Genomic DNA, 14,744 nt, shown 5'->3' on the forward strand with positions numbered 1-14,744 from the left:
TGGTGTTGTGTCTGTTGTATCGGCGGGATAAAATACAGAAAGAAATTCCCTCCCGCTATTTTTGTCAAACCGCCCATTTCCCATAGATGACGTATGGTATAATACCCTTAAAGGGAACCATATCATGCAGATGGACGAGGTGTTCCCGATTGATCTGGATTCGATGGATAATACTCGGCTTTGTGCTGTGCTTTCTGCTTGCTTGCCCGCAAAATGGAGAGACAGCATGGGTTTATCAATATATAACCGCCGAAAGATGCAGCAGCCGACGGGTCGCCGCCCGCAAGCACCGTCTTAGCTTTCAGCATGCGGCGAAAGCTTTGCAACAGATCGATCAGCGCATCCGGGTACTGTTCCGGATGTTGCAGTTGGCAAATGAACGGATTCAACAACAACTGCGATGGATTTGGATCCTGCCAAGGCAGTACCAGGGAGAACCTTTTTAAAATCCCGCTCACTTTTACCCGCAACAAGATAAATCCAAACACCGAAGCGGATACCTTGAAAGGGGAAATGTACCATGTCCATAAACGTATTGTTGTTGCTCCTTTCTTTTGCTGCGTTGGGCCTGACGTTTTGGGCGCAGTTCCGGGTGAAAGGCAGTTTTGACCGCTGGTCCAAGGAAGCAGCTTCTTCAGGGATGACCGGTTATGATGTGGCTCGTCGCATTCTCGACGACAATGGGCTGCACGATGTGAAAGTGGAAGCAGTTCCCGGGAAATTGACCGATCACTACGACCCGATACATCGGGTGGTTCGTTTGTCTGAACCGGTATACTATAGCAATTCCATCGCAGCGATTTCCGTTGCCGCCCACGAATGCGGTCATGCGATTCAACATAAGGAGGCATATGGCGCTCTCGTATTGCGTCACCGGATGTTTCCTGTCGTCAACATGACCTCTCAGGTGGCTCCCATCCTCTTGATGGTCGGGCTGTTTTTGGGCGCGATGAAACTGTTCGCTCTGGGTATTCTCTTCTTTGCTGGTGCGGTGGCTTTCCAACTGGTTACTTTGCCGGTAGAGTTTAATGCCAGCAGCCGGGCAAAAAACATCATGGTGCAGATGGGAATGATCCGCAATGTGGAAGAGCGCGGGGTGAACAAGGTGCTCAATGCGGCAGCCTTGACCTATGTCGCTTCCACCCTGTATGCTGTGGTCGAATTGTTCCGGTTTATTGCCCTGTTTGCCACGACCAACAATGATGACTAAAAGGCAGTCCATCTTCAAGAAAGATGAGAGCACAACTCTCCAGAAGCGACCTTTTGATAAGCGGGACCGAGGTAAAAAGCAAACCATGCACATTTGGCTCGCGCCTCGGGTCAGCACTCAAGATCACTGGGGTCTGTCTAATGGGGACCGGTGTGGCCGTCTCCAATGTCTTGCAAAAAGCGCATAGCGAGACCAGGGAGCGGAGCGACCTTGGCGAGACTTGTACTCTGTGAGTGCAAAGGATTTTCACTGAACACACCGACCTTCCCCTGAATTAGCAGACAACCTTCGTCGTGGTTTGTCGCTTCGCTCCAAAGTCGCGCTCTGTTTCGGATTGGACAGTATAGTGAGGGCGACAGGTAGAAAAGCTTTTCCTTGGGTATAGGTTGGACGTCAATCTAGCCGCCGACAGATGTTCGGCGGTTTTTTTGATACATAATTTTGAATGTGTCACCCATACTAAGTATGATCAAGTCTCAAGGAGGCAAATTTATGCTCAATTTCACCAAATATGTAGCTGGAGCCGCAGCTGCCGGAGTATTATTCTTCTCCTTTGGCTGCGCGGTACAAAAACGTCCGGAAGAAACCCAGGACATTCGGCGGAACACCACGAACATGACCAATCGGATGGACCGCAATTACGAGCGGGTCGGCGTCAATATGCGAGTAGCTGATGACGTGGCCAGTTCCGTTGCCAAGCTGAAGACAATAGATTCTGCTACCGTCGTAGTAACAGATTCTACCGCTTATGTTGGTGTCCTGTTCGAAAAGGACTACAAAGGAGGAGTCACGAACCGCATTAAGACCAAAGTGTCTCGGCAAGTTCGGAAAGCCGACCCCAGTGTGACCCGTGTATTTGTGTCTGCCAATCCGGATTTTGTGAGCCGTATCGGTGACATGGCCCGGGATATCCGCAACGGGCGCCCCATCGCCGGCATCCGCGACAGCTTTATGGAATTGGTGCGCCGCACCTTCCCTACTGCCCGCCAAACTTTGGAATAGGCTCCCGAAAGGGAGTCTTTTTCTGTTTTCGCGGGTTTTGTCAGCCTTCTTCCATGGTCTCCCGGGCCGATTTGCGTTATCATAAAGACGAAACCAGACTTGCGATCGAACTTTGCTGCAAATCGAGAAGGAGGAGTTAGTCGAAATGCAACGCTTGACCCCCCGAGATATTTACAATAAGGACTTTAAAACTTCTCTTCGAGGCTATGACATAGACGAAGTAAATCATTTTTTGGATCTGGTAATTAAAAATTATGAAGAAGTGATTCAAGAAAACCAGCAGTTGAAGGAAGAGCTGCGCAAGCAAAAAAGACAACGGACCGGACCGGTTCCTGCAGTGGGCGACCAGGATCAAATGATCCGGGATATCGTTCGGCGGCTGGAGCGGCTGGAAAAAATGGTACGTCGTTAGCATAGAGTGAGGAGAGAGGTACATGTCTTGGTGGAGGCGTTTTTTTACTGGTGTGACAGAGACGGGAGACCATGTGCCCGAGCCGGGGTTGCGAACCCGATATTTTCGGGGCCAATCCCGGGAAATGAGCAGGTATATCGCTGAACTTCCAGGGCGCCATCCTGCGTTTCGCTTGATTCATCATGATGCGGAACGGGGTGAGGTGATGCTGGAATACCAGAATCCGGTTGGTTTGAAACACGATGTCGTGGTGACGGTTTATGCTTTGTCCCCCGTGCGAATGGCAGTGGACGTTCATGCTGCCCTTCGGGGGCGGATGGTGGATTTGGGCTGGAATCAAAAACTGATCCAAGTGATCTACGATGATCTGGAACAATCGGAATTCCAACGGGATACGGAGGTTACTAGATGAAGGCGTGGAGGCGTGAGTTGGACCGCCTGATGTCCGAGGGGTGTCTCCGTTTGGGTGAAAAAGGCGCAAGAGTAGGTTGCGCCCTTTTTTTCTGCGACCAGCAGGAAGAATACTCCTGGCAAGGAGAGCAATGGTTTCTTCCGGCATCCAATCAGAAATTGTGGACTTCGGCTGTCGCGCTGGAGCGCTTGGGTTCCGACCATCGCTGGGTAACGCATATTGCCGTGGATGAAGGAAAGCTGTGGGTCAGGGGAGGAGGGGATCCGTTATTTGACGGTGCTGCGGCACAGGCAGTAGCGAAAAAGCTGAAAAGCAAGGGAGTACATTCTCTTACAGGCCCGTTGTATTGGGAGGATTTCTTTTTTGATGCAGCTCCCTGGGGAACCGGCTGGTCTTGGGATGACCAGGGAGAGGGTTACAGCGCACCGGTTCACGGGCTCAATATGGAACACAACCGGATTACTTTTACCGCTGATCCCAAGCAAGCGAAGCCCAGTTTACACATCGATCCGCTTTGGGCTGCTGTACAGGTGAAGCACTCCCTCGTCTGGACGAATAAACGGGAAAATGACGTCAAGGTGACCAGGAAAATCGAGGAAAACCGATTTTTCATCGAGGGGGAGTTATCACGTACAGACCCTGTAATCACCGGAGCGGTTCACTCTGGTCCGCTATTCTTTATGGAAGGGCTCATCCACGCTCTTCTCAGCCAAGGGATTCTTTTACCTGAGCAACCGAATGTTCGGGAAGGGAGATTTCCTGAACAAGCCGGGTTGTCGATTCAACATGATTCTCCTCCGTTAAGCGTATGTTTGGAATGGGTGAACGGGGAAAGCGACAATTTTGCCGCTGAAGTGCTGCTGCGTACCTTGGGCAGACAAAAGACAGACAAGGGAGTGGAGCAAGCAGGATTGGATACCGTCCGGGAAACCCTTCATCAGTGGGGGATTAGTCCTCCGGGACGGATGGTGGACGGTTCCGGTCTATCCATGTATAACCTCAGTTCCCCAAGGCCGTTTGTGGCATTGCTGCGGCGGATGCTCCACCACCCGGAACGGGAAGTGTTTATTAGGAGCTTACCCAGGTATGGTGTCAGCGGGACATTGAAACGGCGGGAATGGCAGCCGCCGCATGGATTCAGCGTGGCCGCGAAAACAGGGACTTTGACCGGAGTTAAAACATTATCCGGCTATTTACTCCGCGGGGATCGGGCAGAAGTCGTCTTTTCCTTGATGATCAATGGACTGTTGGAGGAAAACAACGGGGAACAGCTGCAGGATCAATTCCTGCAGCTGCTGTGCAAGCTTACGAATTGACGGATGAACAAAGGAAGCTTTCTTTTCCGGTATAGCGAGCTCCGCCGCAAAACTCCCTCCCGTAAGGATCATCGGTCAATGCATTGATGCGAACGGGATTGCCTGAGTTGGGAGAGTGGATAAACCGGCCTTCCTTTATATACATGCCCACATGGTGAATCGCTCCCGCTCCTTCTTCGTGGGCGAAAAAGACCAGATCCCCGGGCTGCAGTTGATCCCGCTTTACCGCTTCACCGTATTTTGCCTGAATGTTCGCATCGCGGGGAATGGTGATCCCGCCCGCCGCAAAGATGCGATGAACGAAACCGGAACAATCAAAGCCGAAGGAGGACATTCCTGCCCACAGATAAGGAAGCCCGAGAAAACGCTTGGCTGTATGGATCCGATACCCCGCATCCCGGACCGGAAGGCGGGCTCCTGTCCAGACATCACTGCAGGGAATGCGGCCGGTTTCCCCATTCGGGGTGAGAACCAGCACTTGGCCGTCCGACTCGCCGATCCAAGGAAGGCGGGTCATGAAACTTAACTCCATCTGGGTTTCATCTTCCAGCGTCAACAGGGCAGTATCGGATGTCACCCAGGCAAACAGGTCCTGCTCCCCGCGGTGATGGAAATCCTCATGACTGGCCAGCTGACGAAGGGGGACCCAACCGGGATATCCCCGTTCGTCTTTGGGGTCAAACTGCAAAGGGGCGCAAACTTTGCACCAATCCCCCTGTTTTTCCAAAACCAGTACCGGTTCTCCAAACAACAATTGGGATTCCAGCCGACCGACAAGATCCCTGCGGAGCTCGACATCCAATGCGTGCAACCATTCCTTCAGACGCACGGGGGCTGTGAGGGAGGGCAGATCGATATCCCTGACCTTATCCGGGTTTGTCCAGACATTGGCCGCACTTACATTACAGTAGAGAACCTCTTCCATTTTTCATCCTCCCGATCCCTTTCGGTTCTTTCAATGGTTTCGCGAAGAGGATACTGCTTTCCTCTTCCATCGCCAAGCAGGAGTTTTTGTCGTTTTTATCGAAAAAGTTTGACATTCATGAATCGAGGGAGGTTTACCGATGAAGAAAAAAACCGGGGTGTTGCTGTTTGCTCTCCTGTTTGTGCTGGCTACCGTGACAGCGGGCTGCGGCGGACCGTCAGCAGAACGGGAACAAGCTGCACCGCAAATACTGGAGCTAAATCTGGCGAATGGAGAGCCTACGTCTCTGGATCCGGCTCAGGCGTTTGATCAAGATTCGATGGACGTGGTGAACAGTCTGTTTGAAGGATTGATGCGTCTCAACAAAGATCATCAGCCTGAACCCGCTGTCGCCGAAAAGGTGGATAAATCCGACGATCTGCGTACATATACATTTACTTTGCGCAAAGATGCCAAGTGGTCCAACGGCGAATTGGTGACGGCACACGACTTCGAATATGCTTGGAAGCGGGTATTGAATCCCAAAACTGCATCCAGTGCTTCATACCTCATGTATTTTATTAAGAACGGGGAAAAATACAATGCGGGCAAAGCTTCGGCGGACGAAGTCGGAGTAAAGGCCAAAGATGATCACACCTTGGTGGTGGAACTGGAAAAACCGACGCCTTTTTTTGAAGAATTGACCTGCTATACGGTATATGCTCCGGTTTACAAAAAAGGATTGGAACAGAACCAAGATCTTTACGGAAACGGAAAAGAATATGTCGGCAACGGACCCTTTGTCTTAAAATCCTGGAAGCACGACAGCAAAATCGTTACAGAAAAAAACAAATATTATCGCGATGCCGATGCGGTCAAACTGAACGGAATTGAATGGAACATGTATGCGGATGAAGCAACGGCCTATCAGATGTACCAAAGCGGGAAACTCCACATCAACGGGTATCCCCCGGTGGATTTGAAGGATTCCTTGATTAAAAAAGGGGAAGCAAAGGTCACCTCGGATTCCGGATTGGAGTTTTACCGATTCAATGTGAATAAAAAGCCCTTTACCAATGAAAAAATCCGCCGGGCCTTCGCTTTGGCAGTGGACCGGCAGCTGTTGGTGGATCGGGTAGTGAGAGGGCAGGAGAAGATCGCCACGGCTTTTGTTGCACCGGGGACCACTTCGGAATCGGGAGATTTTCGGGCGGACGGACCTTCCTTCTTTGAAGACGCCCAGTTTGATCAAGCAAAGAAACTACTGAGGGAAGGAATGAAGGAAGAAGGATGGAAAGAGCTTCCCACCGTGGAGCTGTTGCTCAATAAAGACAGCGATAAAAATAAAAAAGTGGCGGAAGCGATCCAAGAAATGTACCGCAAGCATCTGGGAGTAAATATCAAGCTTCGCGCGATGGAAACCAAAGTCTTTTTTGACAACCAAAAAAGCCAGAATTACACCTTGTCCCGTTCCACTTTCCTGCCGGATTACAATGACCCATATAACTACCTGGAAAGTTTCCAAACAGATCATCCGACGAACCGAACCGGATGGAGCAACAAAAAATATGATGAGCTGTTGAAAAAAGCCGGAGCAGAAACCGATGAAAGCAAACGGATTCAACTGTTGCACGAAGCTGAGAAAATCTTAATGAAAGAGATGCCGATCATCCCCTTGTATTACTACAACGACGTGTATATGCAAAAACCGGAAGTGAAACATGTCCTTCGTCACACCGTGGGACCCAACGACTACAAATATGTCACATTGGAGAACTAAGGACAGAAGCTCACCCATCGCGGTGAGCTTCTTTATAAATAGCGAACGGGAAAACCCAGCCTTTTCGGGTTGGGATGAAGACGAAAGGGCAGCCAAAACCGGAACAAAGCCGATTAAAAGTGGCCCAGCTCTATGAGAAGATCCGCAACGGTCGGCAGGATTTCCTGCACAAGCTTTCGACTCGGCTCATCCGTGAAAACTAAACGGTATGCCTGGAAGATTTGCAAGTGCGGAATATGGTGAAGAACCACCGGCTGGCCCGCGGCATTTCGGGGTCGTCAGCTCGGGGACTGTACGGCAAGAGCCGGCAGGAAGAACCAAGAATCCCACGTCTTCAGGCGTGGGAGTGTCAATTGGCTCGGGACTGTTTCACCCAGGTATAAAGCAATGCCAGCAACAAAATCACCGCTACCACCGACACGGTGATGGCACTAAAGTATTCTTGGATGAAGGATTGAGCCGCTTTACCCAGCCAGAGGATCAGCAGCCCTTCGAGAAAAAAGCGGGCACCACGCCCCAGGATAGACCACAGAACCACTTCCCGTATGTTTACTTTGCATATGCCGGATGCGATGGTGAACACTTTGTATGGGATCGGGGTGAAACCGGCAATGGCGAGAGAAAAACCGCCGTACTGTTCAAAGTATCCTTCCACTTTTTGTACAGTCGATTCAGAAAAAAAACGAAGCATCACGGGTCGGCCCCATTTGCGTCCGATCCACCATCCCAACAAAGCACCGGCAACAGAAGAAGCGGTGGTCAGGAAAGCATACCACAAGGCCAACTCCGGTTGAGCGATACTTAGCGGGATTAGAAGTACGTCTGGCGGGATCGGGAAAAAGGAGGATTCAGTAAAGGAGACGATCACTAACCCCCAGGGACCATAGGACATAAAAAATTGCACCATAGCGTCTAACCATTGTGACAGCATGCGATTTTCTGCCCTCCTATGTCATGGCAACTTAACATTATCACGGGTTCATATACGGTACAAGGTACGTTTTTTTGAAAGGCATCCCCTTCAAAAACTGCCAAAATACCCTCCTCGACTCAGCGCATACTAATAACAGGTTCACTGTAAAGGAGGGAAGATAATGAAAGGGGAAAACAAAGAACTGCTGGGTGAAGAGCGTTCTTACCAGGCCAGATCCGCAGCTGACGATGTGGAATTTGCTGATGAGTCGAAGTCGCTGGAGGACGAAGTGGAGTTTAAAGGTACAGATGTGGCTGGAGACGATGTAGAGTTCGCCGGTGAACTGGACAGACGCGATCGTAAGCGGCGGGATCGTAAGCGGCGAGATCGTGTGTCGGAAAAAGATGTAGGAGAACCAGTCGATGGAGCAGACGATATCGAAGCTGCCCAGGAATTGGCTCGACCGGTGGTGGCCGGTACAGGTGTCGATCAGGACCGACGCGAGGAAAAAGCGGAGGATGGCCGCCGAGAGAACGCGGGCCACGGATTGGGTACTGTCAGCATTATTCTTTCTGTGCTTGCCTTTTTCTTGGTACCTTTCCTGCTGGGTTCTGCCGGTATCATTTTAGGTGTGATCAGTGCCCGCCGAGGGAGTGCTCTCGGCTGGTGGGGTGCCGGCATTGGTGCCGTCGCAGTCATATTGACGGCTTTTATCGCACCTATCGCCGGATTCTAAAAGAACAAGAATCGAACAACAAAGGCTTCCTCATTGGAAGCCTTTGTTTACACAAAGCACCGACTGAATGCCCACGGTTTTAAACCGAAGAATCCCACACCTTCAGGCGTATGGAGTCTCAATAAGCCAATACCCGTTGATTCCCTTTTCTTCGCGTGATCCCTTCCTGATCCATTCGCTCGAGTAAGGGAACCAGATACTTGCGGCTCAGCGGCAGCACTTCCTTTGCTTGCTGCATGGTTATACCGCCCAACTTTCGGATTTGTTCGGTGATGAGCTCCACCGCTTGACCGAAGGGTTGATGGTGCATCGCGATCGCATCGGTGATGGGATAAAGGAGTTGACGGCGGATAAGGAACTGACGCAGCTCTTCGGCTGTTTCCGAGTCCAGCCCTGCAGAGGAAGCGGCTTCTTCCCATTCTCGAGGGGTAAACCCATCATCCAGCAGTCTTTGCAGCACAACGTCTGCTGGAGTTTGGAGATCCTGCGGCAATGAAGGTTCAAAGGAAGCCAGACGAATGTATTCTCCTTCCACCTGCAAGCCGCTTTCCCGAGTCCAGTACTGCAGCAGGTTTTGAGCTTCTTTGGCGGATGTACCTGAAAGAAACCGGGCGGACCATTCTTGGCGAGGGATACCGGGACGCATGGGGTAACGTTGATGGATATCAGCTAGCCATTTGATGATCTCCTCCGCTTTTTGGTCCAGGGCGGCACGGGAAGAATATCCGTTTTCCAGCTGAACGGCATCCCCGGATAGAATGAGTTGCTCTAAGGCTTGATCGATGTTTTTCGGATCTTCTCCTAATGAGCGGGCGAGATTCTCTTTATTGTGCCAAAGAGGAGGTTCTGCCAACGCATCCTGTATCCGTGTGGGGAGATCGGCTTCCCAGAGGCGGGCTATCTGCCTCGCTGATTCCGGTCGGATTTTTCGCTTGGAAGCTGCAGGCAGGACAACTTCTCCTCCGCCGACGGTGTCTGCAGGCGTGGGTCGCCGCAGGATGAACCGGTCGCCTCGGGCGGCGATGACCGGTTCTTGCAACCGGAGGGTGGCATATACCTCTTCGCCGGGAGCCCACTCCTTGCGGTCATACAATAAAATTTCCCCCTGCACTTCTGCGGTGCCGATCAGGAGCTTGATCAAGGAACGGTGCTTTAACAAAAAACCGGCATCCGGCAGGAAAGTGGCCCGAACATCCAGCAGTACAGAGGGTTTCCACGCGGCAGGTGCAGCGAGAACTTGCCCTCTTCGCAGGGTTTCTTTTTCGCCGATTTTTATATTGAGTGCGGCTCGCTGCCCTGCGGTTACACGGTGGACCGACTGTCCGTGAACCTCGGCTTGCCGTACTTTTACCTGTTGCTGGCTCGGGAGAAGTTCCAACAAACTGCCTACTTCGGCCGAACCGGATTGAACCGTTCCCGTTACAACCGTGCCGGCCCCTTTAATCGTAAAGGCGCGGTCAATCGGCATGCGGAAAAACCCCCCGGATTGCCGGGGGCGGATGTGCATCAGTCGCTCATCGATCTTTTGTTTTAGGGATTCGATCCCTTCTCCTGTAAGGGAAGATACCCGAACAAGGGGAGCGTTCCGCAGAAATGTATGTTTCACCGTTCCCCGGATATCTTCTTCCACTAAATCGATCAGGTCGGGGTCGGCCCGATCCACTTTGGTCAAGACGATCAGCCCATCTTGGATCCCGAGCAGATGAAGGATGTGAAGGTGTTCTTCCGTCTGCGGCATGACTCCGTCGTCAGCAGCGACCACCAGCAGGACAAAGTCGATGCCGGCAACGCCGGCCACCATCTGCCGGATAAACCGTTCGTGGCCCGGTACATCCACGATGGAGGCTTGTCTTCCGGACGGAAGTGTCAGGGGGGCAAATCCCGGTTCGATGGAGATGTTTCGTTCTCTTTCTTCTTTAAGTCGATCGGTATGGATTCCGGTGAGTGATCGGGTCAACTGGGTTTTTCCATGATCGATGTGTCCGGCGGTACCGATGACAAAATGATTCATGCCGCATACTCCTTTCACAGTGCTGATCCATGATATAATAAAAAAACGGTTGATTTGTCAGCGCTTCTTTTGTAACGGGTAAAGGAGCCATTTTGTCCCTGAGCACTACTGTTGAGCGCCCGTATATCATGCCACTTGCCAAGAAAAAGGTCTTTACAATGATTTATTGTACATGATATAATAACAATTGTCTCGCGCGGATGTAGTTCAATGGTAGAACACTAGCTTCCCAAGCTAGTAACGCGGGTTCGATTCCCGTCATCCGCTCCACACCAAGCCGTTGCCATCGGGTGCGACGGCCTTTTTCTTTTCTGATTTTGGACGGATTCCTTACCGGGACTATACTCCCGTTGTTCGGATGATGACTAGAGGTCTTCTTTTTTGGCTGGTTGTTTGCTGAATTTTCACGGTATAATGGGCGATGAAGACGAAACCTGCATAGGTGAGGAGGAGGAAGCCATGTCCGTGAAGGAAGAGTTGCTTGCTTCTTGGAAGCGCTCTCGCCAGTTGACCAAAGAGGTAGCAGAGGCGATGCCCGCTGAGAAATGGGATTTTCGTCCGACGGATGATGTGATGAGTTTCCGGGAGCAAGTGTTGCACATCCTGGCTGGAGAACAGTGGTTCTTGAGGGGAATGCAAGAAGGGGAATGGGAATTCCGACCGGAGATTACACTGGAACGATATCCCGATATGGCCTCAACACTGGAAGCGGTGACGTATTGGACAGATCGCCATGCGGAGTTGATTTCGTCCATCGAAGATTTGGATGCCAAGGTGACCACACCGCTGAAACCGGATGTGCCACTGCCCAAGCGAATCTTGCTGCAGGGAGCCATTACCCATGAAGTTCACCACCGCGGTCAGTTGATCGTTTATCTTCGGCTCAATGGAATACAGCCGCCTGCCTTTCGATTCTGATACAACATAGGGGGAGAAGTATGAGACTGGAAGAATATATCCGTCGATTGTTTGCCCGAGAAGATGAAGTTTTGGCTTCCATCCATCCTGGCTTGGCTGAACGGAATATGCCGCAAATCTCCGTCCCTCCCGAAGTGGGAAAAGCTCTCTATATGTTGGTCAAAATATCCGGGGCGCACAATGTACTGGAAATAGGCGGCCTCGGCGGTACCAGTGCCATATGGATGGGGAGGGCTCTTCCCGCTGACGGGCGGATTCTTTCCTTGGAGATTAACCCGGACCACGCAGCCTTTGCGGAAGAGAATGTCAAGCGGGCGGGCTTGGCAGACCGTATTCGGTATCAAATAGGGGATGCTGCTGAATCCTTGGAAATGCTGGAAGCAAAACGGGCGCAGTTTGATTTCTTTTTTATCGATGCGGACAAGGAGAACTACCCGCTCTATGTGGAAAAAGCGATTCGCATGAGCACTCCCGGCGCCATCATCGCGCTGGATAACATGCTGTGGAAAGAGCGTGTCCTGGATGAAGATGAACAGGATGCTGTCACGCAAACGATCCGTCGGGTAAACGAGAGGTTAGCCAGAGACGATCGTGTAGATGCGACCTTGCTGACGATAGGGGACGGATTGCTCGTGGCGCGTGTCAAATGAATAAGCCCCCGGAGTATCCGGGGGCTTTCGCATTATCAAGGGATAAACCGCTTCAGGCGCGGATGTTTTCGCAATTTTTCCATGGCTTTCCCCACCTTAGGGAATCGGGTTTCCAGTTTGTCCAAGAGCTTTTTTGCCCACGGAGTGGTTTTGGACAAAATCAGCAATCCCAGGATCAAAAACAGGAAGCCTTGCAACACTGGCAGGAATAATCCCAGAATCCCGAGAAAGATGAACACCCAACCGATGACTTGTCCTGTAATGCGTTTGAGGCGTTGATTTCCCATAGTGCCTCCTTGATTTTTTGGCAGCTGATGCTGCCGAGTTTGTTAGCAATCCAGCGCTCTTGCCCTATTGTACTACAAACATCCTGAACATGCGACTGTGCAGGTTCAGCCTCCTTTCCACCGTGAAATCCCGGAATTCAAACGGAATCCCTGAATATGTATGGTAGAGGGATTCTTATTTTATGGGATCAGGCATTTTTCCCGTCGATGGCACGGGTCGGAGGGATGCATCATGATTGTGGCGGTGGATTGCGGGCGAAGTTATGTCAAAGTAATCACGGAAGGAAAAAGCTTCTTGTTTCCGAGCAAGGTCAGCATGTGGCGCAAACGTAATTATCGGCAAGAATTAAATGGAGATATCGAATTGGAATACCAGGGCCGCCGCTGGTTTGTCGGAAAACTGGCAGAGCGGGAGGGGGATTTCACCCGGCAGGCGATGCAGGACTCCAAGGCTGTAGAGGAAACATTGATTCTTACCATGACGGCTTTGCACATGGCGGGCGCACAAGGGGATGTCACTCTGATTACCGGGATTCCCATCGGCAATTTTACCGATGTGGAGCAAAAGGCGATCAAACGGTTGTTGGAAGGGCCGCATCGGGTGGTTTTAAACGACCGGGAGCGCAGCTTTTACGTGGAACGGGTGTATACCACGATCGAAGGGGGAGGAGCCTTTTTTTCCGCTCCCCGCATGGGTTTGGTCCGTATCATCGATGTGGGTGCCAAAACCACGAACTACGCGACCTTCCGGGATAAGGTGTTCATCGACCGGGAGTCCGGAACCATGCCGATTGGCTGGGAAACCGTCAAAGAGTCCAACTTGAAGGAGATGGCCGACGTCATTTCCGGCACGGTCTCAAAGACCTGGAGCAGTAGGGATGTGGTTATGCTGGTCGGCGGCATGGCACGGAAGCTGGAGCCGTTGATTCAGGAACATTTTGTCCATGCTTTTTCCCTTGAGGACCCCCAAATGGCCAATGTGCGGGGCTATTATGAGGTTGGAAAGGCTATGATCCGCCGATGAGCTATAAGAAATTGAAGGGTGTCTCCTTTGACATGGCAGATCCGACGGAGCGGGAGTTGTGCGAATTGGTGGAGCGAACGACCCGGGATTTCAGCGGGTTCGTTAAGCAGCTCCTTTTGGCTTGGCAGAGTGCACAGCAACCATCCCAGTCCCTGGATAATCATGAGGAATCGATTCGTAACAGCGGGTTACCCTTCGGATAAGAAGACAGGCGTAAAAGCTGGCCTGTCTTTTTTGTGTGGTCTGCACCAACCCCTTCTCCGCGTCATACAGTAAAAAGTGCATTTTTCCTGTTACAGAGCCATAAAGATCATATACCATACATTTCAAAATATTGGATGTAGCAGTGGAAAAGCTCCTTCAATGCACCGAAGAGATTGACTACAACAATGAGGAAAAGGAGCGAACAAGATGAATCTCAAAGGGAAGGTCATCTCGATGCTGTTGGCGGTGTTGCTGGCCTTTGGGGCTGCGGGATGTTCGTTGATCACAGTGGAGAAGCAGGAGCCGCAGAAAGAGGAACGAGTTACGGAGCCTGTGAATCCCGATGATGGGTCCCAGAGGAACGAGTCTCAGCCTGCACCGGAAGAGGATGACAGCGGAAATACCGAGGTTTCTTCCCGGGATGAATATGGCCAAATTGTGTCCGAAATTTCTCTCAATATGTCCGACTTTCTATATATGTACGCTGACGGCATGATGAAAGTGGGAGAGGGCGACCTGACCGGGGGCAAGGCCCTTCTGAAAGACAGTATCGATGGCATGGAACAAACAGTGGCGGACCTGGAAGCGATTGAGATCACCTCGGATGATCCCGAGCTGCAGAAGATCCATGCGGAGCTGGTCGATATATTTGAAGGGTATCTGAAAGTCTCCAAAAAAGGGTTGCAAGGTGTGGAGGAGATGGATGCAGCCAAGCTGAACGAGTCGACAAAAGAGATGGAGGATTTAAACACCCGGTTGGATCAGCTGACAAAAAAAGTGAACAACCTGGGGATGGAACAGTTATAGAAGAGTTCTCACAAAACACCCCCTTCGGGGGGAGGTTAATGACAAAGCCCTGCGCCGAAAGGCGACAGGGCTTTGTTTGTTCCAGAAACAGAGAAAAATAAACGTGTATAAGGGAGATCGCGGCCCGTTTTCAGGTCCCCTGCTCCTCTTGGAGAGGA

At 51.4% G+C, this 14,744-nt stretch carries 18 protein-coding genes and 1 tRNA gene; 14 read left to right on the forward strand and 5 right to left on the reverse strand.

Annotated features, from left to right (window positions below):
• Positions 1 to 122 precede the first annotated feature (122 nt).
• Positions 123 to 488: a hypothetical protein gene (locus tag IEW70_RS07595; protein WP_188647312.1), complete on the reverse strand. Its 366-nt coding sequence runs from the start codon at positions 486 to 488 to the stop codon at positions 123 to 125.
• Positions 489 to 520: 32 nt separating this feature from the next.
• Between IEW70_RS07595 and IEW70_RS07600 the strand changes: the two genes are divergently transcribed.
• The 5 genes from IEW70_RS07600 to dacB all read left to right on the forward strand — a co-directional run bounded on the left by IEW70_RS07600 (position 521) and on the right by dacB (position 4,352).
• Positions 521 to 1,210, forward strand: coding sequence for a zinc metallopeptidase (locus IEW70_RS07600; protein ID WP_188647313.1), 690 nt, complete (start codon positions 521 to 523; stop codon positions 1,208 to 1,210).
• 492 nt (positions 1,211 to 1,702) lie between these two features.
• Positions 1,703 to 2,212 carry a YhcN/YlaJ family sporulation lipoprotein gene (locus IEW70_RS07605; RefSeq protein WP_188647314.1) on the forward strand — a complete coding sequence of 170 codons (510 nt, stop codon included), beginning with the start codon at positions 1,703 to 1,705 and terminating at the stop codon, positions 2,210 to 2,212.
• 145 nt (positions 2,213 to 2,357) lie between these two features.
• The gene (locus IEW70_RS07610) at positions 2,358 to 2,624 is read left to right on the forward strand and encodes a DivIVA domain-containing protein (RefSeq protein WP_188647315.1); all 267 of its coding nucleotides are present in this window, start codon (positions 2,358 to 2,360) and stop codon (positions 2,622 to 2,624) included.
• A gap of 22 nt (positions 2,625 to 2,646) precedes the next feature.
• Positions 2,647 to 3,036 carry a hypothetical protein gene (locus tag IEW70_RS07615; RefSeq protein ID WP_188647316.1) on the forward strand — a complete coding sequence of 130 codons (390 nt, stop codon included), beginning with the start codon at positions 2,647 to 2,649 and terminating at the stop codon, positions 3,034 to 3,036.
• Positions 3,033 to 4,352, forward strand: a complete 1,320-nt coding sequence (gene dacB, locus IEW70_RS07620) for a D-alanyl-D-alanine carboxypeptidase/D-alanyl-D-alanine endopeptidase (protein WP_188647317.1) — start codon at positions 3,033 to 3,035, stop codon at positions 4,350 to 4,352. The genes IEW70_RS07615 and dacB overlap by 4 nt, the downstream gene beginning before the upstream one ends.
• On the opposite strand, the gene IEW70_RS07625 is transcribed toward dacB, so the two are convergent.
• On the reverse strand, positions 4,342 to 5,277 hold the full coding sequence (locus IEW70_RS07625; protein ID WP_188647318.1) for a C40 family peptidase: 936 nt from the start codon (positions 5,275 to 5,277) through the stop codon (positions 4,342 to 4,344). The genes dacB and IEW70_RS07625 overlap by 11 nt on opposite strands.
• Before the next feature lie 139 nt (positions 5,278 to 5,416).
• On the opposite strand from IEW70_RS07625, the gene IEW70_RS07630 reads away from it, so the two are divergent.
• Together IEW70_RS07630 and IEW70_RS18480 are read left to right on the forward strand one after the other, a co-directional pair.
• A complete protein-coding gene (locus tag IEW70_RS07630; RefSeq protein WP_188647319.1) occupies positions 5,417 to 7,036 on the forward strand; it encodes a peptide ABC transporter substrate-binding protein in 1,620 nt (539 codons plus the stop codon).
• A 74-nt stretch (positions 7,037 to 7,110) separates the two neighbouring features.
• A complete protein-coding gene (locus tag IEW70_RS18480) occupies positions 7,111 to 7,239 on the forward strand; it encodes a transposase (RefSeq protein ID WP_373285936.1) in 129 nt (42 codons plus the stop codon).
• A gap of 146 nt (positions 7,240 to 7,385) precedes the next feature.
• Here IEW70_RS18480 and IEW70_RS07635 read toward each other — a convergent pair whose 3' ends face one another.
• On the reverse strand, positions 7,386 to 7,967 hold the full coding sequence (locus IEW70_RS07635; protein WP_308423142.1) for a YqaA family protein: 582 nt from the start codon (positions 7,965 to 7,967) through the stop codon (positions 7,386 to 7,388).
• A 163-nt stretch (positions 7,968 to 8,130) separates the two neighbouring features.
• On the opposite strand from IEW70_RS07635, the gene IEW70_RS07640 reads away from it, so the two are divergent.
• Positions 8,131 to 8,685, forward strand: coding sequence for an ECF transporter S component (locus tag IEW70_RS07640; protein WP_188647320.1), 555 nt, complete (start codon positions 8,131 to 8,133; stop codon positions 8,683 to 8,685).
• A 118-nt stretch (positions 8,686 to 8,803) separates the two neighbouring features.
• Here the strand turns inward: IEW70_RS07640 and selB are convergent, their stop codons facing one another.
• Entirely contained in the window at positions 8,804 to 10,696 is a 1,893-nt protein-coding gene (selB, locus tag IEW70_RS07645) for a selenocysteine-specific translation elongation factor (protein ID WP_188647321.1), read from the reverse strand.
• 196 nt (positions 10,697 to 10,892) lie between these two features.
• On the opposite strand from selB, the gene IEW70_RS07650 reads away from it, so the two are divergent.
• The 3 genes from IEW70_RS07650 to IEW70_RS07660 all read left to right on the forward strand — a co-directional run bounded on the left by IEW70_RS07650 (position 10,893) and on the right by IEW70_RS07660 (position 12,264).
• A tRNA-Gly gene (locus IEW70_RS07650) sits at positions 10,893 to 10,966 on the forward strand.
• Between the two features lie 189 nt (positions 10,967 to 11,155).
• Positions 11,156 to 11,614 carry a DinB family protein gene (locus IEW70_RS07655; RefSeq protein WP_188647322.1) on the forward strand — a complete coding sequence of 153 codons (459 nt, stop codon included), beginning with the start codon at positions 11,156 to 11,158 and terminating at the stop codon, positions 11,612 to 11,614.
• A gap of 20 nt (positions 11,615 to 11,634) precedes the next feature.
• Positions 11,635 to 12,264 (forward strand): O-methyltransferase, encoded by a 630-nt coding sequence (locus IEW70_RS07660; RefSeq protein ID WP_188647323.1) that lies wholly within the window; start codon positions 11,635 to 11,637, stop codon positions 12,262 to 12,264.
• Positions 12,265 to 12,299: 35 nt separating this feature from the next.
• On the opposite strand, the gene IEW70_RS07665 is transcribed toward IEW70_RS07660, so the two are convergent.
• Positions 12,300 to 12,551 (reverse strand): PGPGW domain-containing protein, encoded by a 252-nt coding sequence (locus IEW70_RS07665; protein ID WP_188647324.1) that lies wholly within the window; start codon positions 12,549 to 12,551, stop codon positions 12,300 to 12,302.
• A gap of 232 nt (positions 12,552 to 12,783) precedes the next feature.
• On the opposite strand from IEW70_RS07665, the gene IEW70_RS07670 reads away from it, so the two are divergent.
• The 3 genes from IEW70_RS07670 (at position 12,784) to IEW70_RS07680 (ending at position 14,586) form a co-directional block, all read left to right on the forward strand.
• A complete protein-coding gene (locus IEW70_RS07670; RefSeq protein WP_188647325.1) occupies positions 12,784 to 13,575 on the forward strand; it encodes a ParM/StbA family protein in 792 nt (263 codons plus the stop codon).
• 32 nt (positions 13,576 to 13,607) lie between these two features.
• Complete coding sequence (locus IEW70_RS07675) at positions 13,608 to 13,778, forward strand: hypothetical protein (protein WP_188647326.1); 171 nt, start codon at positions 13,608 to 13,610, stop codon at positions 13,776 to 13,778.
• A 208-nt stretch (positions 13,779 to 13,986) separates the two neighbouring features.
• The gene (locus tag IEW70_RS07680; protein ID WP_188647327.1) at positions 13,987 to 14,586 is read left to right on the forward strand and encodes a hypothetical protein; all 600 of its coding nucleotides are present in this window, start codon (positions 13,987 to 13,989) and stop codon (positions 14,584 to 14,586) included.
• Positions 14,587 to 14,744: the final 158 nt, after the last annotated feature.

It is taken from the genome of Marinithermofilum abyssi, from assembly GCF_014641195.1.
GTDB classification, from domain to species: domain Bacteria; phylum Bacillota; class Bacilli; order Thermoactinomycetales; family DSM-45169; genus Marinithermofilum; species Marinithermofilum abyssi.